At 71.6% G+C, this 20,875-nt stretch carries 18 protein-coding genes; 15 read left to right on the plus strand and 3 right to left on the minus strand.

Going from position 1 to position 20,875, the window contains the following annotated elements:
• The first annotated feature begins 625 nt into the window (after nucleotides 1-625).
• The 11 genes from IH45_RS0126120 (at nucleotide 626) to IH45_RS0126170 (ending at nucleotide 9,907) form a co-directional block, all read left to right on the plus strand.
• Entirely contained in the window at nucleotides 626-826 is a 201-nt protein-coding gene (locus IH45_RS0126120) for a hypothetical protein (protein WP_030673264.1), read from the plus strand.
• A 314-nt stretch (nucleotides 827-1,140) separates the two neighbouring features.
• On the plus strand, nucleotides 1,141-2,232 hold the full coding sequence (locus tag IH45_RS0126125) for a Rossmann-like and DUF2520 domain-containing protein (protein WP_030673267.1): 1,092 nt from the start codon (nucleotides 1,141-1,143) through the stop codon (nucleotides 2,230-2,232).
• On the plus strand, nucleotides 2,229-3,254 hold the full coding sequence (gene panC / locus IH45_RS0126130) for a pantoate--beta-alanine ligase (RefSeq protein WP_030673270.1): 1,026 nt from the start codon (nucleotides 2,229-2,231) through the stop codon (nucleotides 3,252-3,254). The genes IH45_RS0126125 and panC overlap by 4 nt, the downstream gene beginning before the upstream one ends.
• Entirely contained in the window at nucleotides 3,251-5,065 is a 1,815-nt protein-coding gene (locus tag IH45_RS0126135; RefSeq protein WP_030673273.1) for an L-aspartate oxidase, read from the plus strand. The genes panC and IH45_RS0126135 overlap by 4 nt, the downstream gene beginning before the upstream one ends.
• Nucleotides 5,062-6,105 carry a carboxylating nicotinate-nucleotide diphosphorylase gene (nadC, locus tag IH45_RS0126140; RefSeq protein ID WP_030673276.1) on the plus strand — a complete coding sequence of 348 codons (1,044 nt, stop codon included), beginning with the start codon at nucleotides 5,062-5,064 and terminating at the stop codon, nucleotides 6,103-6,105. Before IH45_RS0126135 ends, nadC begins: the two co-directional genes overlap by 4 nt.
• A 5-nt stretch (nucleotides 6,106-6,110) precedes the next feature.
• A complete protein-coding gene (locus IH45_RS0126145) occupies nucleotides 6,111-6,908 on the plus strand; it encodes a type III pantothenate kinase (RefSeq protein WP_030673279.1) in 798 nt (265 codons plus the stop codon).
• Nucleotides 6,909-7,367: 459 nt separating this feature from the next.
• On the plus strand, nucleotides 7,368-7,964 hold the full coding sequence (locus tag IH45_RS0126150) for a hypothetical protein (RefSeq protein ID WP_030673281.1): 597 nt from the start codon (nucleotides 7,368-7,370) through the stop codon (nucleotides 7,962-7,964).
• A 46-nt stretch (nucleotides 7,965-8,010) separates the two neighbouring features.
• Complete coding sequence (locus tag IH45_RS0126155; protein WP_003982975.1) at nucleotides 8,011-8,190, plus strand: hypothetical protein; 180 nt, start codon at nucleotides 8,011-8,013, stop codon at nucleotides 8,188-8,190.
• A 244-nt stretch (nucleotides 8,191-8,434) separates the two neighbouring features.
• Complete coding sequence (locus IH45_RS0126160) at nucleotides 8,435-8,890, plus strand: BlaI/MecI/CopY family transcriptional regulator (RefSeq protein WP_030673283.1); 456 nt, start codon at nucleotides 8,435-8,437, stop codon at nucleotides 8,888-8,890.
• A gap of 9 nt (nucleotides 8,891-8,899) precedes the next feature.
• Nucleotides 8,900-9,418 carry an amino-acid N-acetyltransferase gene (locus IH45_RS0126165; RefSeq protein WP_030673285.1) on the plus strand — a complete coding sequence of 173 codons (519 nt, stop codon included), beginning with the start codon at nucleotides 8,900-8,902 and terminating at the stop codon, nucleotides 9,416-9,418.
• A 156-nt stretch (nucleotides 9,419-9,574) separates the two neighbouring features.
• Nucleotides 9,575-9,907: a histone-like nucleoid-structuring protein Lsr2 gene (locus IH45_RS0126170; RefSeq protein ID WP_030673287.1), complete on the plus strand. Its 333-nt coding sequence runs from the start codon at nucleotides 9,575-9,577 to the stop codon at nucleotides 9,905-9,907.
• On the opposite strand, the gene IH45_RS1000000146865 is transcribed toward IH45_RS0126170, so the two are convergent.
• Nucleotides 9,838-10,536, minus strand: coding sequence for an SCO3374 family protein (locus tag IH45_RS1000000146865; protein ID WP_234440677.1), 699 nt, complete (start codon nucleotides 10,534-10,536; stop codon nucleotides 9,838-9,840). The genes IH45_RS0126170 and IH45_RS1000000146865 overlap by 70 nt on opposite strands.
• Nucleotides 10,537-11,044: 508 nt before the next feature.
• Between IH45_RS1000000146865 and IH45_RS0126175 the strand changes: the two genes are divergently transcribed.
• Nucleotides 11,045-13,564, plus strand: coding sequence for an ATP-dependent Clp protease ATP-binding subunit (locus IH45_RS0126175; protein WP_003982979.1), 2,520 nt, complete (start codon nucleotides 11,045-11,047; stop codon nucleotides 13,562-13,564).
• A 355-nt stretch (nucleotides 13,565-13,919) separates the two neighbouring features.
• Here IH45_RS0126175 and IH45_RS0126180 read toward each other — a convergent pair whose 3' ends face one another.
• Entirely contained in the window at nucleotides 13,920-16,532 is a 2,613-nt protein-coding gene (locus IH45_RS0126180) for an NACHT domain-containing protein (protein ID WP_030673289.1), read from the minus strand.
• Nucleotides 16,533-17,107: 575 nt separating this feature from the next.
• Here IH45_RS0126180 and IH45_RS0126185 point away from each other — a divergent pair.
• On the plus strand, nucleotides 17,108-17,797 hold the full coding sequence (locus tag IH45_RS0126185; protein ID WP_030673291.1) for a M23 family metallopeptidase: 690 nt from the start codon (nucleotides 17,108-17,110) through the stop codon (nucleotides 17,795-17,797).
• An 18-nt stretch (nucleotides 17,798-17,815) separates the two neighbouring features.
• Here IH45_RS0126185 and IH45_RS0126190 read toward each other — a convergent pair whose 3' ends face one another.
• On the minus strand, nucleotides 17,816-18,394 hold the full coding sequence (locus tag IH45_RS0126190; protein WP_030673293.1) for a TetR/AcrR family transcriptional regulator: 579 nt from the start codon (nucleotides 18,392-18,394) through the stop codon (nucleotides 17,816-17,818).
• 139 nt (nucleotides 18,395-18,533) lie between these two features.
• On the opposite strand from IH45_RS0126190, the gene IH45_RS0126195 reads away from it, so the two are divergent.
• Both IH45_RS0126195 and IH45_RS01000000144125 read left to right on the plus strand, forming a co-directional pair.
• Entirely contained in the window at nucleotides 18,534-20,147 is a 1,614-nt protein-coding gene (locus tag IH45_RS0126195) for an MDR family MFS transporter (protein WP_030673294.1), read from the plus strand.
• A 262-nt stretch (nucleotides 20,148-20,409) separates the two neighbouring features.
• Nucleotides 20,410-20,847, plus strand: a complete 438-nt coding sequence (locus IH45_RS01000000144125) for a helix-turn-helix transcriptional regulator (protein ID WP_050515202.1) — start codon at nucleotides 20,410-20,412, stop codon at nucleotides 20,845-20,847.
• The last annotated feature ends 28 nt before the right edge of the window (nucleotides 20,848-20,875 follow it).

The following is a 20,875-nucleotide window of genomic DNA, read 5'->3' on the forward strand; positions in this document are numbered from 1 at the left end:
GGGTGCGGGTGCGGGTGCGGGTGCGGGTGCGGGTGCGGGGGCTGGGCTGGGTCTGGTGGTGGGAGCAGGGGCTGGGTGTGTTTGTGCGGTGTGCTTATGGGGCCTGTGGGGCGCGCTAATCGGAAGCCTTGCGCTCGTCGGGGGCTCGCGCTTATCGGGCCTCGGCGTTCGCCGGGCTTTGGCGTTTGCCGGGCCTTTGGCGTTCGTCGGGCCTTTGGCGTTCGCCGGGCCTCGGCATTCATCGGGCCCTTAACGTTCACCGGCCCCCTCGGGGGCCTCCCCCCTCCCCTGCCCTCCCACCCCCTCATGACTTCATGCTGTCTCGCGGTTAATGCGGTCCACGCGTCCATGCGGTCCACGCGTCCATGCGGTCCACGCGTCCATGCGGTCCACGCGCCACGCGGTCACGCGGTCACACGTCCACGTGATCACGCAACCCACGCAGCCACGCCAATCACGCAACCCACGCAGCCACACGACTCACACAACCCACGCAGTCACGCCACCCACCCCCTCCACTATCTCCCCACCCATCATGCGCACCCCCCGACCTGCGCCGTCATCGTTTGACGGCTCCCGTCAAACGATGAGCCGCCAGCCGTCGGGCAGCCCCACTGTGGTGCCCATGGACGCATCCCAGCAGCACATGCTCGACGCCTACCGTGCCGCCCAGCGCGGCGAGCTTCCGCCCCCGCCGCCCGGCACCGGTGACCTCCAGGCCTTGCGGGAGATCCGCCAGTGGCTCCGCTTCCGGGCCGTCGTCACCCCGCCGGCGGACCGCCCGCTGGCCCGCTTCCGGCGCGCCGTACGCCAGGCCCTGACCTGAGAACTTGTACGTACCGCTCCACCTCGACCTACCCCTCCCCCTCGATTCCCGCTCACCGGCCTCCGGCCCCGCTGCCACCCCAACCATGACGGGTCCCGGCCCACCCCTGCCACCCCTGTGGAAAACCCACCCCGGGCCGCCCGGCAAGCCTGTGGAAAACGTTCGGAGAGCGGCCGGCGACGCGGTGCGAGACGCGGTACGAGACGCACGTCTCACCCTGCGTGCAGCCCTGAAGACCGCCGGAAACACTCGCGTAGCATGGCCAACGAATCGTCCGGTACCCCCCGCGGACTGGAACGGAAGGCCATCGCCGCGTGAACACAATCCCACCCACCGAGGCCCAGGACCGCCCCGCCCGGCTGACCGTCGGAGTCGTCGGCGCGGGCCGTGTCGGCCCTGCCCTCGCCGCGTCGCTGCAGCTCGCCGGGCACCGGCCGGTCGCCGTGTCCGGCGTCTCCGACGCCTCCGTACGGCGCGCCGCGGCGCTGCTGCCCGACGTCCCGATCGTCTCCCCGTCCGAGGTGCTGGAGCGCGCCGAGCTGGTGCTGCTCACCGTGCCCGACGACGCCCTCCCGGGGCTCGTCGCGGGCCTCGCCGAGACCGGCGCCGTACGGCCGGGCCAGCTGCTCGTGCACACCTCGGGCCGGTTCGGTACGGCCGTCCTCGACCCGGCCACCCGCGCCGGCGCGCTGCCGCTCGCCCTCCACCCGGCGATGACCTTCACCGGCACCCCCGTGGACGTACAGCGGCTGGCAGGCTGTTCCTTCGGGATCACCGCGCCCGAACCGCTGCGGATGGCCGCCGAGGCGCTGGTCATCGAGATGGGCGGGGAACCGGAGTGGATCGAGGAGGACGCCCGTCCGCTCTACCACGCGGCCCTCGCGATCGGCGCGAACCACCTGGTCACCCTGGTGGCGCAGGCCATGGAACTGCTCCGGAGCGCCGGGGTCGGCGCGCCGGACCGCATGCTCGGCCCGCTGCTGGGCGCGGCCCTCGACAACGCGCTGCGCTCGGGGGACGCCGCGCTGACCGGCCCGGTCGCCCGCGGCGACGCCGGTACCGTCGCCGCGCACGTCTCCGAGCTGCGCAAACACGCGCCGCAGAGCGTCGAGGGCTACCTCGCCATGGCCCGTACGACCGCCGACCGCGCCCTCGCGCACGGCCTGCTGAAGCCGGAGCTGGCCGAGGACCTGCTGGGCGTCCTGGCGAACGTCGGTACCGGCAGTACCGGCAGTACCGGCAGTACCGGCAGTACCGGCAGTACCGGCAGCACCGGCAGCACCGGCAGCACCGGCGGCACCGCGAGCGGCCGGCAGGAGGGCCAGGGCCCCGACCACCCGCACGATCCGCCCACCGACCACCCCGAAGACCCTCCCACCGACCACCCCGAAGAAGGCGACCGATGACCGCCCCGCGCCCCCGCCTCGTGCACACCGCGGCCGAGCTGCGCGCCCTGCCGGACCGGGCCGGGCAGCGGGCCGTCGTCATGACCATGGGTGCTCTCCACGAGGGCCACGCGACGCTGGTCCGCGCGGCCCGCGACCAGGTCGGGCCGGACGGGCTCGTCGTCGTCACCGTCTTCGTCAACCCGCTCCAGTTCGGGGCCGGCGAGGACCTCGACCGCTATCCGCGCACCCTGGAGGCGGACCTCGTACTGGCCGGCGCGGCGGGTGCGGACGTGGTGTTCGCGCCGGGCGTCGACGAGGTCTACCCGGGCGGGGCGCCGCGGATACGGATAGCCGCCGGCCCGATGGGCGACCTCCTGGAGGGCGCCAGCCGGCCCGGCCACTTCGACGGCGTCCTGACCGTCGTCGGCAAGCTGCTGCACCTCACCCGCCCCGACGTGGCCCTGTTCGGCCAGAAGGACGCGCAGCAACTGGCCGTCATAGAGCGCATGGTGACCGACCTCAACTTCGGCGTACGGATCGTCGGCGTCCCCACCGTCCGCGAGGACGACGGACTGGCGCTCTCCAGCCGCAACCGCTACCTCTCCACCGCCGAGCGCCGTACCGCCCTGGCACTGTCCCGGGCCCTGTTCGCGGCCCGCGACCGGCTCGCCGCCGAAGAAGCGCTGCGCGACCGGGCCTCCTGTACGACGCAGGCGGCACACCGCGCACACGACCGTTCCGCGGCGCTCGCCGCCCTCGGCGAGGACCGCGCGGCAGCCGACGCGCACGCCCTCGCGCACGCCGTCGCCACCCCGCTGCGCGCCCCCGCGGTGGCCCGCGCCGCGGCCCGCGCGGTCCTTGAGGACGCCACCCGCCTCAACCCGCCGCTCGCGCTCGACTACGTGGCGCTCGTCGACCCGTCCGACTTCACAGAGGTCCCGGACACCTACGAGGGTGAGGCCGTCCTCGCGGTCGCCGCCAAGGTCGGCACCACCCGCCTCATCGACAACATCCGCCTCACGTTCGGAGCGCTCCGATGACCGGCACCGGCCCCACCGGCCCTGAAACTCCCACCGGCCCCGACACCCCCACCAGCCACCAGAACCCCACCCTGCGCCTCCACGCCCCGGCCCCCGGCTGGTCCATCGAGGCCGACGTCGTCGTGGTCGGGTCGGGAGTCGCGGGCCTGACCGCCGCCCTGCGCTGCGCCGCCGCGGGCCGCCGCACCGTCGTGGTGACCAAGGCCCGCCTGGACGACGGCTCCACGCGCTGGGCCCAGGGTGGCGTCGCCGCCGCGCTCGGCGAGGGCGACACCCCCGAGCAGCACCTGACCGACACGCTCGTGGCGGGCGCCGGACTGTGCGACGAGGACGCCGTACGCACCCTGGTCACCGAAGGCCCGGACGCCGTCCGCCGCCTCATCGCCACCGGCGCGCGCTTCGACACCGCGCCCGGCACCGACGAAATAGCCCTCGGCCGCGAAGGCGGGCACCACCGCCGCCGCATAGCGCACGCGGGTGGTGACGCGACCGGCGCCGAAATCTCCCGCGCCCTGGTCGACGCCGTACGCGCCCAGGGCCTGCGCACCATCGAGAACGCGCTCGTCCTCGACCTGCTCACCGACGCCGACGGCCGCACCGCAGGCGTCACCCTGCACGTCATGGGCGAGGGCCAGCACGACGGCGTGGGCGCCGTGCACGCCCCCGCGGTCGTCCTCGCGACCGGCGGCATGGGCCAGGTCTTCTCCGCGACCACCAACCCGGCCGTCTCCACGGGCGACGGCGTCGCCCTCGCGCTGCGGGCCGGCGCCGAGATCTCCGACCTCGAATTCGTCCAGTTCCACCCGACGGTCCTCTATCTCGGCCCGGACGCGGAAGGCCAGCAGCCGCTCATCTCGGAAGCGGTACGCGGCGAGGGCGCCCACCTGGTGGACGCCGACGGTGTCCGCTTCATGGTCGGACAGCACGAACTGGCCGAACTGGCCCCGCGCGACATCGTCGCCAAGGCGATCCTGCGCCACGCCCAGGAGCGGGGCACCGAGCACATGTACCTGGACGCCCGGCACTTCGGCGCGCAGATGTGGGAGCAGCGCTTCCCGACCATCCTCGCCGCCTGCCGCGCCCACGGCAACGACCCGGTCACCGAGCCGATCCCGGTCGCGCCCGCCGCGCACCACGCCTCCGGCGGCGTACGGACCGACCTGTACGGCCGTACGACCGTGCCGGGGCTGTACGCGTGCGGCGAGGTCGCGTGCACCGGCGTGCACGGCGCCAACCGGCTCGCCTCCAACTCCCTCCTGGAGGGACTGGTCTTCGCGGAGCGCATCGCGGACGACATCACGTCCGCCCCTGCCGGCCGCCCGGGGCCGGCCATCGAGCCCGCCGCCGCCCCCGTACCGCTGCTCGCCCCCGAGGCGCGCATCACGATCCAGCGGATCATGACCGCGGGCGCCGGAGTGCTGCGCTCCGCCACCAGCCTCGCCGAGGCCGCCACCGCGCTCGCCCGCCTCCAGCGCGCCGCGGCCGAAGCGGCCACCGGCCCGGACGGGACCACCGGAACCACCCCGCCCCCCGCCGACCGCCCCAAGCCCGCCGAACCCGGTGTCGAGGCATGGGAGGTCACCAACCTCCTCCTGGTCGCCCGGGTGCTGGTCTCCGGCGCGATGCGCCGCGAGGAGACCCGCGGCTGCCACTGGCGCGAGGACCACGCCGACCGGGACGATTCCCACTGGCAGCGGCACTTCCTGGTCACCCACCGCCCGCCGCACACCCTGCACATCCGTACGACCGACACCGCCGCGTTCCCCGCGACGACCGCCGCACCCGCGCCCGAAACGGAGCCGACCCAGTGAGCACTCCCGACGACCTCTCCCTGCACCAGATCGGCCGTCCGGACCAGGCCGCGGGCCAGAGCCCGGACCAGGCTCCGGCTCCCCAAGGCGGCTGCGGCGACTCCTGCGGCTGCGGCGACGGCGACGGTGCGTACGAACTCGACCCGGCCGCCTGCGGCCTGGACCCCTCCCTCGCCGCCCTCCTGGTCGACGCCGGCCTGGATCCCGTACAGGTCGAGGACATCGCCCACGTGGCCCTCGCGGAGGACCTCGACCAGGGCGTGGACGTGACCACCGTCGCGACCGTGCCCGAAGAGGCCGTGGCCACCGCCGACTTCACCGCCCGCCAGGCGGGCACCGTGGCCGGCCTGCGGGTCGCCGAGGCCGTGCTGTCCCTGGTGTGCACCACCGAGTTCGAGGTGGAACGGCACGTCGAGGACGGCGACCGCGTCGCGGCCGGGCAGAAGCTGCTCAGCGTCACCGCCCGCACCCGCGACCTGCTCACCGCCGAGCGCAGCGCCCTGAACCTGCTGTGCCGCCTGTCCGGCATCGCCACCGCCACCCGCGCCTGGGCCGACGCCCTGGAGGGCACCCGGGCCAAGGTCCGCGACACCCGTAAGACGACGCCCGGCCTGCGCGCCCTGGAGAAGTTCGCGGTGCGCTGCGGCGGCGGCGTCAACCACCGCATGTCGCTGTCGGACGCGGCCCTGATCAAGGACAACCACGTGGTCGCGGCGGGCGGCGTGGCCGAGGCGTTCAAGGCCGTACGCGACGGCTTCCCGGGCCTGCCGATCGAGGTGGAGGTGGACCGGCTGGACCAGATCCCGCCGATCCTCGCCGAGGGCGCCGACCTGATCCTGCTGGACAACTTCACCCCCGGGCAGACGCGCGAGGCCGTGGCGCTGGTGGCCGGGCGGGCGGCCCTGGAGTCCTCCGGCGGGCTCACCCTGGACAACGCCCGCGCCTACGCCGAGACCGGCGTGGACTACCTGGCCGTGGGCGCGCTCACGCACTCCTCCCCGGTCCTCGACATCGGCCTCGACCTGCGCGAGGAGCGCTGACGCCCATGCTGCTGACCATCGACGTGGGCAACACCCACACCGTCCTCGGCCTGTTCGACGGCGAGGAGATCGTCGAGCACTGGCGCATCTCCACCGACGCCCGCCGCACCGCCGACGAACTCGCCGTCCTCCTCCAGGGCCTGATGGGCATGCACCCGCTGCTGGGCGAGGAGCTGGGCGACGGCATCGAGGGCATCGCCATCTGCTCCACCGTCCCCTCCGTCCTCCACGAGCTGCGCGAGGTCACCCGGCGCTACTACGGCGACGTGCCGGCCATCCTGGTCGAGCCGGGCGTCAAGACGGGCGTGCCGATCCTCATGGACAACCCCAAGGAGGTCGGCGCCGACCGGATCATCAACGCGCTGGCGGCGGTGGAGCTGTACGGCGGCCCGGCGGTGGTCGTGGACTTCGGTACGGCCACCACGTTCGACGCGGTCAGCGCGCGCGGCGAGTACGTCGGCGGCGTGATCGCCCCCGGCATCGAGATCTCGGTGGACGCGCTCGGCGTGAAGGGCGCCCAGCTCCGCAAGATCGAACTGGCCCGGCCGCGCAGCGTCATCGGCAAGAACACCGTCGAGGCCATGCAGTCCGGCATCCTGTACGGCTTCGCCGGGCAGGTGGACGGCGTGGTCCAGCGCATGGCCAGGGAACTCGCCGACGACCCGGACGACGTGACGGTGATCGCCACCGGCGGGCTGGCGCCCATGGTGCTCGGCGAGTCCTCGGTCATCGACGAGCACGAACCGTGGCTGACGCTGATCGGACTGCGCCTGGTGTACGAGCGCAACGTTCCCCGAGGCTGATCCGTACGGGATGGGCTGATCCGTACGGGATGGGCTGATCCGTACGGGACAGGCTGATCCGTACGGGACAGGCTGATCCGTACGGGACGGGCCGATCCGTACGGGACAGGCGGGCCCGCGACGGCTGGGCCCGCCCCGCCCTGTACGGACCCGTCCACCTCGCCCTGTACGGACCCGTCCACCTCGCCCTGTACGGACCCGTCCGACCCGTCCTCCACGGACCCGCCCGCGACGGCCGCTCCCCTCCCGTCCCGCACGGACCCGTCTGCTCCACGCCGGCCCGATGTGCCCCGACTGGCCGGGTGGTATGCCCACTTGGCCCCTTGTTCACCAGTGACAGTTTTTGTCCGTCAAGTTCAGTTACGCGACACTTTTGGCGTTCCAATCGCGTTAAGCGGATTTTGTCCACCGGAGACGTAAGGTCGGGTCATGCCTATGCCATACGGATCCCGCGGCGGTATGGCCTTCAGCGCCGACGAGTTGCGCGTGCTGCGGCGCGCCCTCGCCGTCGCCCTCCGGCCGACGCGCCACACGACCGGTGCCCCGGACGCCCCGGCGGCCTACGACGCCGACGGCGCCCAGGAGGTCCAGGAATATCTGCGGCTCGCCGAGGCCGTGGACGAGGCGGCGCGCGAGGGCGGACGGCTGCGCGCCTTCCTCCTCACCGACCTCGCCCGCTACCGGGAAGCCCTGCCCGGCTCCGCCAGCGGCTACCTGGCGCAGCTCCAGGAGGCCCTGGCGGCCGGCTACGACCCCGCCCCCGCCGACCTCGCCGCCCTGCGCTCGCTGTGCGCGGGCGCCCGGGGGCCGGACGAGAACGCGCGCCGCACCGCCCTGCTGCGCCGCTGCGAAAGTCTGGCCGAGCAGTTCGTACGGGCCCGGCTGCGCGCGCTCCCGGGCGGCCGGGGTGCCGGGGAGCCCGAGCCCGCGCCGCGGCCCGCACCCGTGCGCCCCCAGCCGAAGGCGCCGCGCCCCGGGCGCCCCGTCCCCACGCCGGGCGAGGTGTTCCCGCCACGCCGCAAGCCGGTGCCGCCCCCCGCGGCCCGGACCGCCTGAGCGCTGCGTACTCTGGAAGCCTCACTCCCGAAGGAGGCCCCTGGTCATGGATTACGTCGCAGCGCTGGTACCGCCCGTGGTGATGGCCGTGGCGTTCGTCGCGCTCATCGTGACGATCGTGAAGAGCCAGGGCGGCGAGAACAAGTCCAAGGAGGACGCGGCGGTCGACGCCGCGCTGGCCCGCGCCGAGGGCGCCCGCCAGGAGCCCAAGGCCCACGGCGCCTGACCCGCGGCGGCCGGACCGCTCCGGCCGCTCCCGCCCGGCCCCGGCCGCCGACGGAATTCGCCCGTCCGTTCGGCGGCCCGACGGCCTTGCGCGCCGCACCCGTCCCGTACGGCCCGAGATTGCGTGTCTCGGGCCGTACGGCCTTTTTCCGGGGCAAATCAATCGGGTAAGAACCGGCATTCGCGACATCTCCCACTATTGTGCTGGTGTGCCACGACGCTTGGGTGATCTGGAAGACGCGGTCATGACGCGGGTGTGGGAGTGGAACCGCCCGGTCACCGTTCGGGAAGTCCTGGAAGACCTGCAGAAGGAACGGTCGATCGCCTACACGACGGTGATGACCGTATTGGACAACCTCCATCAGAAGGGCTGGGTGCGCCGCGAAGCCGAAGGGCGCGCCTATCGATATGAGGCGGTCTCCACTCGTGCCGCCTACGCGGCCGCACTCATGAACGAAGCGTGGTCCGCCAGTGACAACCCCGCCGCCGCTCTGGTGGCCTTCTTCGGCATGATGTCGCCGGAACAGCGCCATGCGCTCCGGGATGCCGTACGGATGGTGCAGGCCGACGAACCGGCGGAACCCGCGCCGGCCGCGCCGCAAGCGGAGCGCGCGGAACCCGAAGCCGCCGCACCTGCGGATGCGGGGGAAGCGGAAGCGGGGGAAGTACCCGCGGCGGGTTCCGGCGACTCGGGGCGATAGCGTCGCCGCATGCCGCCGCTATCCAATGGAGTCACCGTCCGCCGCGCCAGGACCAGCGATGTACCGGCCGTACGTGCCCTCATCGACGCCTACTCGCCGGACGGCATCCTGCTCGACAAAGCCACCGTGACGCTTTACGAGGACATCCAGGAGTTCTGGGTGGCCGAGCGGGACGAGGACGCCGCGGTCGTCGCCTGCGGAGCCCTGCACGTCATGTGGGAAGACCTGGCCGAAGTGCGCACATTGGCCGTGGACCCGCGCCTGAAGGGCACCGGAGTCGGCCACCAAGTCCTCGACAAGCTGCTGCGCACCGCGGGCTGGCTCGGAGTGCGGCGCATTTTCTGCCTCACCTTCGAAGTGGACTTCTTCGCCAAGCACGGCTTCGTGGAGATCGGTGAGACGCCCGTCGACGGCGATGTCTACAGCGAGCTGCTGCGTTCCTATGACGAGGGCGTTGCCGAGTTCCTCGGTCTCGAACGAGTGAAGCCCAACACCCTGGGCAACAGCCGCATGCTTCTGCACCTGTGATCAGCGTTCTATGTCCGAATCGCGCCCCTATCTCATAGCTGTGGAAGCAAGCGTTCCCCGGCGGCCGTGCAACTGAACCCTACCCAGGGGTTTGTGTTTTTCCCGGAAAAGCGGTTTGCTTTCCGTCGTAATCCACATTCGATGAAAGGGAAACCGGTGGCACAGAAGGTTCAGGTTCTTCTTGTCGACGACCTCAACGGCGGCGAGGCCCATGAGACCGTGACGTTCGCCCTCGACGGCAAGTCCTACGAGATCGACCTGTCCGACGACAACGCCCACAAGCTGCGCGAGTCGCTCGCGGAGTTCGTGAAGGCCGGCCGCAAGACCGGTGGCCGTTCCGCCGGCCGCGGCAAGGCACGGGCGTCTTCCGGCGGCAGCCAGGACACCGCGAAGATCCGCGCGTGGGCCAAGGAGAACGGCTACAACGTCAATGACCGCGGCCGGGTGCCCGCGGAGATCCGTGAGGCGTTCGAGAAGGCGAACGGCTGATCGCCGTACCCGCGTTCCGTTTGTCTTCGAGCTTGACGACTGCGCAGCAAACGGGCCCGGTGGCATTCCGTGGCCGCCGCGCTCACGAGTCGTACGAGGTCGGGGGCGCGCCCCTGGCGATCAGCGAGGGGAATTCCGCGGCCCCCGCGCCCTGCCCCGTTCCCCGTGGTGGGCAGGCCGGCCTCGATCTCGTACCCCGGCTCGGGAGGCCGCACCCACCCCGCGGCCTCCCGCGGACCGGTTCCGTACGGCCATCGCGCGTGCGGGGCCGGCGGCGGTGACGGCGCGGGCATCCGGTCCCCGGTCCCGCGCGCGGTCAGATCCAGCCCCAGCGAGCCCCATTCCAGCCATTCCAGGAGACCGGCCAGCTCCTCGGCCGCACCGGCGGCCACGAGCATGAGCATCCTGGGGCCGGCGGCGCCGCTGTGGTCGATCGCCACGGGCCCCGTGCGGCCCACCCGCCCCAGCACGGCCCGGCCCGCGTCGGCGGGCAGGTCCAGGGCGTCGAAGCGCTCCCCGGTGAGCAGCTCCACCGGTTCCGTGCCGGTGGTCGGCCAGCGCAGCTCGTCCTCGTACCACCGCCGTACGGCGGCGAGGGGGAAGCGGGATCGCGGGATCGCGACGGGCATACCCGGAGCAACTCACCAAGCCCCGAGAAGTTACGCTGGGTTGACGTACGGGTACGTACTGTCGCCGGGGAAGGGGTGTGGCGGGGCGTGACGGCGCATTGAACGGCGCTCGGGTGTTCGCCCGTAGCGGAGGGAACGGGCCCGCGCCGCATGGAGTGTCAGTGGCGGCGGGTAAGACATTACCGGTGGGAAGAGACGGTGCAGCGGCGTGCGCAGCGCTTTTTCCGGAGCGGCGGCGGACTCCGGGCGGGCGTGTCGGTCGAGGGCGCGTTCGCCACGGGCGTACTGGCCCGGGGCGTATATGCCTGGCCTGCGGGAACATCGTCTCGCACCATCGGGTTGGAGCAGATGTCGGCTGTTCGGCAGCAGATTTCCCCGCCGACGCGGGGGTGATCCGGACGGATGTCGGCAGTTGGAATGAGCTGTCCCGTCCCACGGGACTAGCATGCGGAAGGACAGGGAGGGGACCGACCCCTAACTGCCTGACCGCTCTGAGGAGCGATTAACGATGTTCGAGAGGTTCACCGACCGTGCGCGGCGGGTTGTCGTCCTGGCTCAGGAAGAAGCCCGGATGCTCAACCACAACTACATCGGCACCGAGCACATCCTCCTGGGCCTGATCCACGAGGGTGAGGGTGTCGCCGCTAAGGCCCTGGAGAGCCTCGGGATTTCGCTCGAGGCGGTCCGCCAGCAGGTGGAGGAGATCATCGGCCAGGGGCAGCAGGCCCCGTCCGGCCACATCCCCTTCACCCCCCGTGCGAAGAAGGTCCTGGAGCTGTCGCTCCGCGAGGCCCTTCAGCTCGGCCACAACTACATCGGTACGGAGCACATCCTGCTCGGCCTGATCCGCGAGGGCGAGGGCGTCGCCGCCCAGGTCCTCGTGAAGCTGGGCGCCGATCTGAACCGGGTGCGGCAGCAGGTCATCCAGCTGCTCTCCGGCTACCAGGGCAAGGAGGCCGCCACCGCAGGCGGCCCGGCCGAGGGCACCCCCTCGACCTCGCTGGTCCTGGACCAGTTCGGCCGCAACCTGACGCAGGCCGCCCGCGAGACCAAGCTCGACCCGGTCATCGGGCGCGAGAAGGAAATCGAGCGGGTCATGCAGGTGCTGTCCCGCCGTACCAAGAACAACCCGGTCCTCATCGGCGAGCCCGGCGTCGGCAAGACGGCGGTCGTCGAGGGCCTGGCCCAGGCCATCGTCAAGGGCGAGGTGCCCGAGACCCTCAAGGACAAGCACCTCTACACCCTGGACCTGGGCGCCCTGGTCGCCGGCTCCCGCTACCGCGGTGACTTCGAGGAGCGCCTGAAGAAGGTGCTCAAGGAGATCCGCACCCGCGGCGACATCATCCTGTTCATCGACGAGCTCCACACTCTGGTGGGTGCGGGCGCCGCCGAGGGCGCGATCGACGCCGCGAGCATCCTCAAGCCGATGCTGGCGCGCGGTGAGCTGCAGACCATCGGTGCGACGACGCTCGACGAGTACCGCAAGTACCTGGAGAAGGACGCGGCCCTGGAGCGCCGCTTCCAGCCCATCCAGGTCGCGGAGCCGTCGCTGCCGCACACCATCGAGATCCTCAAGGGCCTGCGCGACCGTTACGAGGCGCACCACCGCGTCTCCATCACGGACGAGGCCCTGGTCCAGGCCGCCCAGCTGGCCGACCGCTACATCTCCGACCGCTTCCTGCCGGACAAGGCGATCGACCTGATCGACGAGGCCGGCTCCCGGATGCGCATCCGCCGGATGACCGCGCCGCCGGACCTCCGCGAGTTCGACGAGAAGATCGCCGATGTGCGCCGGGAGAAGGAGTCCGCGATCGACTCGCAGGACTTCGAGATGGCCGCGGGCCTGCGCGACAAGGAGAAGCAGCTCCTGGCCGCGAAGGCGAAGCGGGAGAAGGAGTGGAAGGCCGGCGACATGGACGTCGTCGCCGAGGTCGACGGCGAGCTGATCGCCGAGGTCCTGGCCACGGCGACCGGCATCCCGGTCTTCAAGCTCACCGAGGAGGAGTCCTCGCGGCTGCTGCGGATGGAGGACGAGCTCCACAAGCGCGTCATCGGCCAGAAGGACGCCATCAAGGCGCTCTCGCAGGCCATCCGCCGTACCCGGGCCGGTCTGAAGGACCCCAAGCGCCCCGGTGGCTCGTTCATCTTCGCCGGCCCGTCCGGTGTCGGTAAGACCGAGCTGTCCAAGACGCTCGCCGAGTTCCTCTTCGGCGACGAGGACGCGATGATCTCCCTCGACATGTCGGAGTTCAGCGAGAAGCACACGGTCTCCCGGCTCTTCGGCTCGCCTCCCGGCTACGTCGGCTACGAAGAGGGCGGCCAGCTCACCGAGAAGGTGCGCCGCAAGCCGTTCTCGGTCGTGCTGTTCGACGAGGTGGAGAAGGCCCACCCCGACATCTTCAACTCCCTGCTGCAGATCCTGGAGGACGGTCGCCTGACCGACTCCCAGGGCCGGGTGGTGGACTTCAAGAACACGGTCATCATCATGACGACCAACCTCGGGACCCGGGACATCTCCAAGGGCTTCAACCTGGGCTTCGCCGCCCAGGGCGACACCAAGAGCAGCTACGAGCGGATGAAGAACAAGGTCAACGAAGAGCTCAAGCAGCACTTCCGGCCCGAGTTCCTCAACCGTGTGGACGACACGGTGGTCTTCCACCAGCTCACCGAGGAAGACATCATCCAGATCGTCGACCTCATGATCGCCAAGGTGGACGAGCGCCTGAAGGACCGCGACATGGGCATCGAGCTCAGCGGTGAGGCCAAGAAGCTGCTCGCCAAGCGCGGCTACGACCCGGTGCTGGGCGCCCGCCCGCTGCGCCGGACCATCCAGCGCGAGATCGAGGACGCTCTCTCCGAGAAGATCCTCTTCAGCGAGCTGCGCCCCGGCCACATCGTGGTCGTCGACATCGAGGGTGAGGGCGAGAACGCCAAGTTCACCTTCCGCGGCGAGGAGAAGTCGGCGCTGCCCGACGCCCCGCCCGTCGAGTCCGCGGCCGGCGGCCCGGACCTGTCGAAGGACGCGTGAGGCCCGGTACGGACCAGGCGCCCGGCGCCTGACCGCTACGGCACCCGCCGCGGCCCGGAACCTGCTCCAGGTTCCGGGCCGCGGCGTTGTCGCGTCCGTGTACCGGCCCGCGTGGAAGCGTATTTCCGCGGCGGGCGCGAACGGATATCCGTAACCGCGGATGCGGGCCTTCCCGGACGGTACGGGAGCGGCCGCGGCTATTGCACGGAGCGCAAAAGGAAATCGTCATTCCGGATTGCTCCGCCGATGTCCGGCACAAATGCGGAAGGGATTATTCCGCGACCCGAAGTCTCCAAGGCCGTGACCGGCACCGGCTCTCGTGCTCGCAGGCGTACGGCCCCTCGGGACCGCGATATCACAGCTCGACGACGCGGATCCCGTCCGGTACGCCGGTCACCGGCGGCAGCCGGCGGCTGATCCGCAGTTCCTCCAGCCGGGGGAACGCGGCCAGCCACGCCATCGAGGTCCCGAGGCCGTACGCCAGCCAGAGCCGGACCAGGCCGTCCGCCGGGACGATGCCGTCGACCAGCTCGGCCACGGTGAACTCCCCGGCGATCTGGAGGTACGGCCGGCCGCCGAGCCCCCGCAGGGCGTCCAGCTCCTCCACGTCCGCCACCGGGAAGAACAGCTCGTCCGGGTCCAGGTGGGCGATGATCTCCCGGGCGTAGCGCGCGGTGTCGTACCGCCGCCAGGCACCGGCCAGCTGCGCCCGCACATCGGGATACGTCCGCCCGCGCAGCCCGGCGAGATAGTCGATCGCCATGTCGTCGGCGATGGACGTGGCCGTGACCGCGAGCAGATACGCCTCGCCGTCCGAGACCTCGGCCGGCTCCGGCAGCATCTCCAGGACGATCGGGCCGATCCAGCCCAGCGCGCGGGCCCCGGCCACGGTGCTGGGGCGGACCATGTCGCGCGTGAAGCGCCGCACCCGGTGGCGCACCTCCGGGTCGAGTTCGGTGGCGTGCTCCACACAGGCCGCGGCGAGCAGCTTGCGGTGCCGGGCCTCCGCGGCCCGGATGCCGGGGCGCGGAGCCAGCAGGCCGTTCAGCAGCGCCGCGCACTCGTCGGGGCGGGCCAGCGCCACGGCCATCCGGATGACGTCCTCCCACTCGGACAGGTGGGCGTGGTTCAGCAGCAGCCCGAAGTCGTGGCGCTGCACGGTGGCGCGGGCGGCCAGGAAGTCCTGGAAGGTGCGGTGCACGAAGTCGACGGTGCCCGGGGCCGGTTCGCGCAGCAGCCCGGTGCGGTTCAGCAGATGGCGGTATATCTCCTCGGGGCCGCCCTGGCGCGCGGCGTCGGGGATGGCCGGCAGGTGCTGCGCGAGGGTGTCCACGGCGATCTCGCGGTCCATCTCCGAACGCCCGTTGACCAGCATCCAGTGGGCCAGCTTCTGCAGCAGCTGGATCTTGGGCTGGCGCGGCAGGTCGATGCCGTCGGTGGTGCCCATGGCCCGCTCCCGGTCCCGCCGCTCCAGCAGCATCGACAGGGCGGCCTCGTACAACTCCTTGCGGCCGTTGGGCAGATAGCCGCGGCGGTCGCGGTGCAGGGCGCAGATCATGCCGCACATCAGCGGGTTGGTGGCGAGCCGGCCCAGGTCGCGGGTGATGCGTACGGCGTTGAGCAGCGTGCGTTCGTAGTGCGGCAGGCGGTCCAGGTCGTCGGGGGCCTGCTGGGCCGCGGCGCGGTGCCAGCGTTGGATGAACGCGGCGATGTCCTCGCGGCTCATCGGGGCCAGCGACAGCTCGGTGAAGCCGTCGGCCGTCAGCCAGTCGGCGCGGACGGCGGAGGGGCGGGAGGTGACGATCCAGACGTTGCCCGGATACAGGGCGGTGCAGTCGCGGAGCTTGCGGCGCAGCGCCTCGCGCTCATTTTCGGGGGCCTCGTCCACGCCGTCGATCAGCAGCAGGGCCCGCCCGGCGCGCAGTACGCGGTCGGCCCAGCCCGGCGGCTGCGCCTCGGCGCCCGGATAGCCGACGGCCGACAGGAAGGCGCCCGGGGAGGGCAGGCCGTGGCGGGCGAAGCGGCGTACCGGGAGGAGGAAGGGGACGCGGCCGTACAGCGCGCGGCGCAGCGTCGGCGGCAGCTCGCCGCGCGCCGTGGCGACGGCCAGCCACTGGAGCAGCGTGGTCTTGCCGGAGCCGGCCACGCCCCGGACAAGGACGCGGCACAGGCCGGACAGGGCGTGCTCGGCGGGGACGGCCGGCTCGGGCGTGCTGCCGTGGTCCGCGGCGGGCGGCTCCGGCTCGCAGCGCAGGCCCAGGTAGGCGGCGTCCAGCGGCCAGCTGTCGGGGGAGTGCACCAGGTCCAGGCCGAAGATCGTGAGGTGGCTGTGGAGGACGGCGGTGTCCAGGGCGTACTGCGTCTCGAAGGCGGCGTCCTCGGCGGGCCGGGACGGCAGCCGGGCGGCCAGCGCGCCGACGGTGTCGTCGATCCTGCCGAGGGTGCGCCGGTTCTCGACGACGGTGCGGGCGACGAAGCCGGTCAGCTGTGTGAAGTAGTTCAGGATGTGCAGCGCCGCGGTGTCCACGAGGACGGTGTGCAGTTCGGTGCCGTCAGCGGTCAGCTCGCGGGTGGCGTCCGGGGCGGCCCGGCGCAGCTGCCGGGCGAGTTCGGCCGCCTCCAGCCGGGCGTCCTGCGCGATCTCCGTGTCCAGGTCGCCGAGCGCCCAGAGCGTACGGGAGAGGGCGTCCGTGACGGCCCGGTCCTCGTCGGGGGCCACCGGCCGCTCGCGGGCCGCGCCGGTGGCGCCGGGCAGCGGGGTCACGGCGCGGTCGACCAGCTTGGCGGCGATCCGCCGCACCTCGCGCTCCCCGACGGCACGCTGCTCACCCCGGAAGGAGACCAGGCGGGCGATCCGTAACGGCCGGTCCACGAGGAAGGCGCCGGGGCCCGGCCGGACGAGGAGTTTCCTGACGATCGGGCCCACGACCTTCGGTGCCAGCCGGGCCATGATGATCATTGGATCCATGCGGTGATCCCCCATCACCTGTGCGGCGCCGGGCGCCGCCGGACTTCCAGCCTAGAGGAGGCGGAGGTTCCCGGGAGGCCGCTCGGCCGGGAGGTGGCGTACGGGCGCGCGGGGCGCGGGGGAGTTTCCGTACGGGTCTTTGGTCCCGGTGCGGACCTGCGAAAGACCCGCCGCGCAGCCGGGAGAACCCGGGGCGCGGTGACATGCCGCACAGGCCCTCGGCGGCCTACTACGCGGAATAGCGGACGCTTTCCGCAGTACGGCGGGACGGGTCGGACGCGGTGGCCGCCGCGGGAGGGGCGGAGGGCGGCCGGGGGCCCGGGCACCCTCGTCCGATCGGCGAAAAGCGCAGGTCACAGGCGTGAAGGCGGGGGTGCGCAGGGGCGGGAAGAGGGAGCGGATCCGTGGGTTTGAGAGCTGATGCGGAGGGTAGTTGCGGGGATTTATTTCCCTGGCTTTTGCTACGGGATGCGGTAGTAGAAGCGCCTATTGGCAACATGTCGGATTCCGGTTACCAAGGATGAGCGATCCCGGTCGACGGCCGGGACCCCGTCTTTTCCGGAGGTAGTTCCCGCATGACGAAGCACCACCCCCTGCACCGCCCGACGACGAAGTCCGTTCTCCGTACCCGCACCTCCGTGCTCGCGGCGGGCCTGGGCATCTCCGTCGCCATGGGCGCCGGGGTGGCGATGGCGGCCGGCGGCGACGCGCAGGCGATCGCGCTGAGCGGGCTCACGTCCGACATCCGCTCCTCGGTGAGCGCGCAGGCCGACGCCCAGCAGAAGGCGGCCGACGCGCAGAAGCAGGAGGCCGAGAAGGCCAAGAAGGCCGCCGAGGAGAAGGCCCGCTCCTGGGTCAAGCCGGTGGACGACTACACGCTGGGCATGACCTTCGGGCTGGCCGGCAAGCACTGGGCCCACAACCACAGCGGCCAGGACTTCGTGGTGCCCAGCGGCACCGCCGTGCACGCCGTCCACGGGGGCACCGTGGTCAAGGCCGGCCCCAACGGCGGCGGCGACGGCCCCGCGTACGGCAACGCCGTCGTGATCAAGCACGACAGCGGTACGTACACCCAGTACGCGCACCTGACCAGCGCCGAGGTCAAGGTCGGCCAGACCGTGGAGACCGGCCAGGAGATAGCGAAGTCCGGCAGCACCGGCAACTCGACCGGCCCGCACCTGCACTTCGAGGTCCGCACCGGCCCGGACTACGGCTCCGGCGTCGAGCCGACCGCCTTCCTGAAGGCGCGCGGCGACGGCGTGTGATGATCCCTGCCGTGAGTACTAGCCGGGGCTCCCCGGCTGGGCCGCGGTGACCAGTTCGGTGGCGACCTCCAGGATGGCCTTGCGCTTGTCCTCGGGGTCGCCTTCGAGCGTCTGCATCGCGAACAGGCCCGCGTGCATCGAGAAGATCGCGGTGATGCAGCGCACCTGGTCCGTCAGCTCCGCCTCCGGCTCCCTGAGCAGCCCGGTGAGCCGGATCATCCGCTGCTTGAAGGTCTCGCCGATGCTCAGGTCCCGTACGGCCGCCTGGTTCTCCTGCATGAAGCGGAACAGGGGCTCGGCGGAGCGCAGCGCCTCGCTGTAGCGGCGCAGGATCTCCTGCTTGGTCTCCAGGGTGCGCGGCTGCTCACCGGCCCACTCGATCAGGTCGTCGATCGGCTGCGCCAGGTCCTGGAACAGGCCGATGACGATGTCTTCCTTGGTCTTGAAGTGGTAGTAGAGCGCCGCCTTCGTGACGTCGAGCCGCTCGGCGATCTCGCGCAGCGAGGTCTTCTCGTACCCCTGCTCGGCGAACAGCTCCAGGGCGACGTCCTGGATGCGCTGGCGGGTGTTGCCCCTGCGCGCGTGCGGTGTGCCCATGCTGCTGTTCTCCTGCGTCGTTCGTCCGGGCCGAGGCCAGGGGGCCACTGATTAACTTACTTGACGCCCGGCTAGTTCGGTGCGTACCTTCTTCACTGTACTCAACTAGCCGGGCGGCAAGTAAGTGGGAGAAGTGAAGATGGGGATGTCGCAGAAGAAAGCGACCCCAGCGGGGGACATATCCGAACCGGCGGACGCCGGGGGGAAGCAGCCGGCCAGCGTCCGCGTGGTGCTGTTCGCGCTGATGATCGCCATGCTGCTGGCGATGCTGGACAACATGATCGTGGGTACCGCCATGCCCACCATCGTGGGCGAGCTGGGCGGGCTGAGCCACCTGTCCTGGGTGGTGACCGCGTACACGCTCGCGACCGCCGCCTCCACCCCGATCTGGGGCAAGCTGGGCGACCTGTACGGCCGCAAGGGCGTCTTCCTGACGTCCATCGTGATCTTCCTGATCGGCTCCGCGCTGTCCGGCATGGCCCAGGACATGGGCCAGCTGATCGGCTTCCGCGCCGTACAGGGCCTGGGCGCGGGCGGTCTGATGGTCGGCGTCATGGCGATCATCGGTGACCTGATCCCGCCGCGCGAGCGCGGCAAGTACCAGGGCATGATGGCCGGCGTCATGGCCGTCGCGATGATCGGCGGCCCGCTGGTCGGCGGCACCATCACCGACCACCTCGGCTGGCGCTGGAGCTTCTACATCAACCTGCCGCTCGGCGCGATCGCCCTGGTCATGGTCACCGCCGTACTGCACCTGCCGAAGAAGCGGTCGCAGGCGCGCATCGACTACGTGGGCGCCCTGCTGCTGACCGTCGGCATCACCTCGCTGGTGCTGATCACCACCTGGGGCGGCACCGAGTACGACTGGCTGTCGGGCCAGATCCTCGGCCTCGGCGCGGTCGGCGTCGTGGCGCTGCTGGCCTTCGTCCTCGTGGAGACCAAGGTCCGCGAGCCCGTCCTGCCGCTGCGCATCTTCCGCAACGGCAACTTCAGCCTCGTCACGGTGATCGGCTTCCTGGTCGGCTTCGTGATGTTCGGGTCGATGACCTTCCTGCCGCTGTTCCAGCAGACCGTGCAGGGCGCCTCGGCCACCAACTCCGGGCTGCTGCTCCTGCCGATGCTGCTCGCGATGATGGCCGTCTCGCTGGTCGCGGGCCGGGTCACCACCAACACCGGCAAGTACAAGATGTTCGTGGTGGGCGGCGGCGCGCTGATCACCGCCGGGCTGGCGCTGCTCTCCCTGATGGACACCGGCACCACCCGCTTCACCTCGGGTCTGTACATGGCGGTGCTGGGCGCCGGCATGGGCTTCCTGATGCAGACCACGATGCTGATCGCGCAGAACAGCGTCGAGATGAAGGACATGGGCGTCGGCTCCTCGTCCGCCACCCTCTTCCGTACGATCGGCGGCTCCTTCGGCGTCGCGATCTTCGGGGCGATCTTCAACAACCAGGTGCAGGACGTGATGAGGGAGCGGCTCGGCGCCGCGGGCGCGAATGCGACCGCGGGTGGCGGCCAGATGGACCCGAAGACGCTGCCGCAGCTGCCGGCCGCGGTCAAGGACGCCTACATGCACGCGGTCTCCGGCGGCACCCACCAGGTCTTCGTCTGGGGCGCGCTGATCAGCGTCATCGGTTTCGCCGCGGCCTGGTTCCTCAAGGAGGTCCCGCTGCGCGGTGGCCCCGCCAAGCCGGCCGAGAAGGCGGAGGGCGGCGAGGCCCCGGTCGCCGCCGCGGTGGCGGAGCCCGTCTGATCCGGCACTGAATTCGCAGGTCAGCGGCCCTCGGCGTACGCGCCGGGGGCCGCTGCCGTGTTCGCGAGAAGGCCGCCGCCGGGCCGTTGTCAGTGGTGCGTGCCAGCATCGGAATGTGAACGGCGACGGGGCGAAGGACGCCAACGGGGCGAAGGACGCCGACGGGGCGGGGGACGAGCGGGCGGACGGGCGCGCGGCGGGCGGCGCCACCGCCCCCGTACCCCTCGCCCGCCTCCGGCAGCTGCGGCTGGCGAAGGACGCGATGGACCGCGACTGGGCCACCCCGCTGGACCTGGACGCGGTCGCGGCGCACGCCGGGTATTCCCGCTTCCACTTCATCCGCGCCTTCAAGCAGGTGTACGGCCTGACCCCCGGCCAGTACCTGAGCCGCCGCCGCATCGAGCGCGCCGAGGAACTGCTGCGTACGGCCGACCTCTCCGTCACGGAGATCTGCTGGCTGGTCGGCTTCGGCAGCCTGGGCACCTTCTCCGCGCGCTTCAAGAAGCAGACCGGCCTGACCCCGAGCGCCTACCGGAAGCGGCACGTCGGGCGCGGCGCTGGGCTGATACCGGGGTGCTACGCCCTGCTGTGGTCCGGCGGCTTCAAGTCCTTCGAGGAGCGGGACGGGTCCTTCGAGGAGCCGGACGGGAAGGGGGCCGGGCCGGAGCCGGGAGACCGCAATTCCGGAGAAGGCGGGTAGCAGACGGGCTGCCTACGGTGAATCCGAG

This window comes from Streptomyces rimosus subsp. rimosus (assembly GCF_000720725.1).
Lineage (GTDB): Bacteria > Actinomycetota > Actinomycetes > Streptomycetales > Streptomycetaceae > Streptomyces > Streptomyces rimosus_A.

Coding starts and splice junctions, on each gene's coding strand:
- IH45_RS0126120 (WP_030673264.1), top strand. CDS start 626: ATGGACGCATCCCAGCAGCACATGCTCGACGCCTACCGTGCCGCCCAG.
- panC (WP_030673270.1), top strand. CDS start 2,229: ATGACCGCCCCGCGCCCCCGCCTCGTGCACACCGCGGCCGAGCTGCGC.
- IH45_RS0126135 (WP_030673273.1), top strand. CDS start 3,251: ATGACCGGCACCGGCCCCACCGGCCCTGAAACTCCCACCGGCCCCGAC.
- IH45_RS0126145 (WP_030673279.1), top strand. CDS start 6,111: ATGCTGCTGACCATCGACGTGGGCAACACCCACACCGTCCTCGGCCTG.
- IH45_RS0126150 (WP_030673281.1), top strand. CDS start 7,368: ATGGCCTTCAGCGCCGACGAGTTGCGCGTGCTGCGGCGCGCCCTCGCC.
- IH45_RS0126155 (WP_003982975.1), top strand. CDS start 8,011: ATGGATTACGTCGCAGCGCTGGTACCGCCCGTGGTGATGGCCGTGGCG.
- IH45_RS0126160 (WP_030673283.1), top strand. CDS start 8,435: ATGACGCGGGTGTGGGAGTGGAACCGCCCGGTCACCGTTCGGGAAGTC.
- IH45_RS0126165 (WP_030673285.1), top strand. CDS start 8,900: ATGCCGCCGCTATCCAATGGAGTCACCGTCCGCCGCGCCAGGACCAGC.
- IH45_RS1000000146865 (WP_234440677.1), bottom strand. CDS start 10,536: ATGCCCGTCGCGATCCCGCGATCCCGCTTCCCCCTCGCCGCCGTACGG.
- IH45_RS0126175 (WP_003982979.1), top strand. CDS start 11,045: ATGTTCGAGAGGTTCACCGACCGTGCGCGGCGGGTTGTCGTCCTGGCT.
- IH45_RS0126180 (WP_030673289.1), bottom strand. CDS start 16,532: ATGGATCCAATGATCATCATGGCCCGGCTGGCACCGAAGGTCGTGGGC.
- IH45_RS0126185 (WP_030673291.1), top strand. CDS start 17,108: ATGACGAAGCACCACCCCCTGCACCGCCCGACGACGAAGTCCGTTCTC.
- IH45_RS0126190 (WP_030673293.1), bottom strand. CDS start 18,394: ATGGGCACACCGCACGCGCGCAGGGGCAACACCCGCCAGCGCATCCAG.
- IH45_RS0126195 (WP_030673294.1), top strand. CDS start 18,534: ATGGGGATGTCGCAGAAGAAAGCGACCCCAGCGGGGGACATATCCGAA.
- IH45_RS01000000144125 (WP_050515202.1), top strand. CDS start 20,410: ATGGACCGCGACTGGGCCACCCCGCTGGACCTGGACGCGGTCGCGGCG.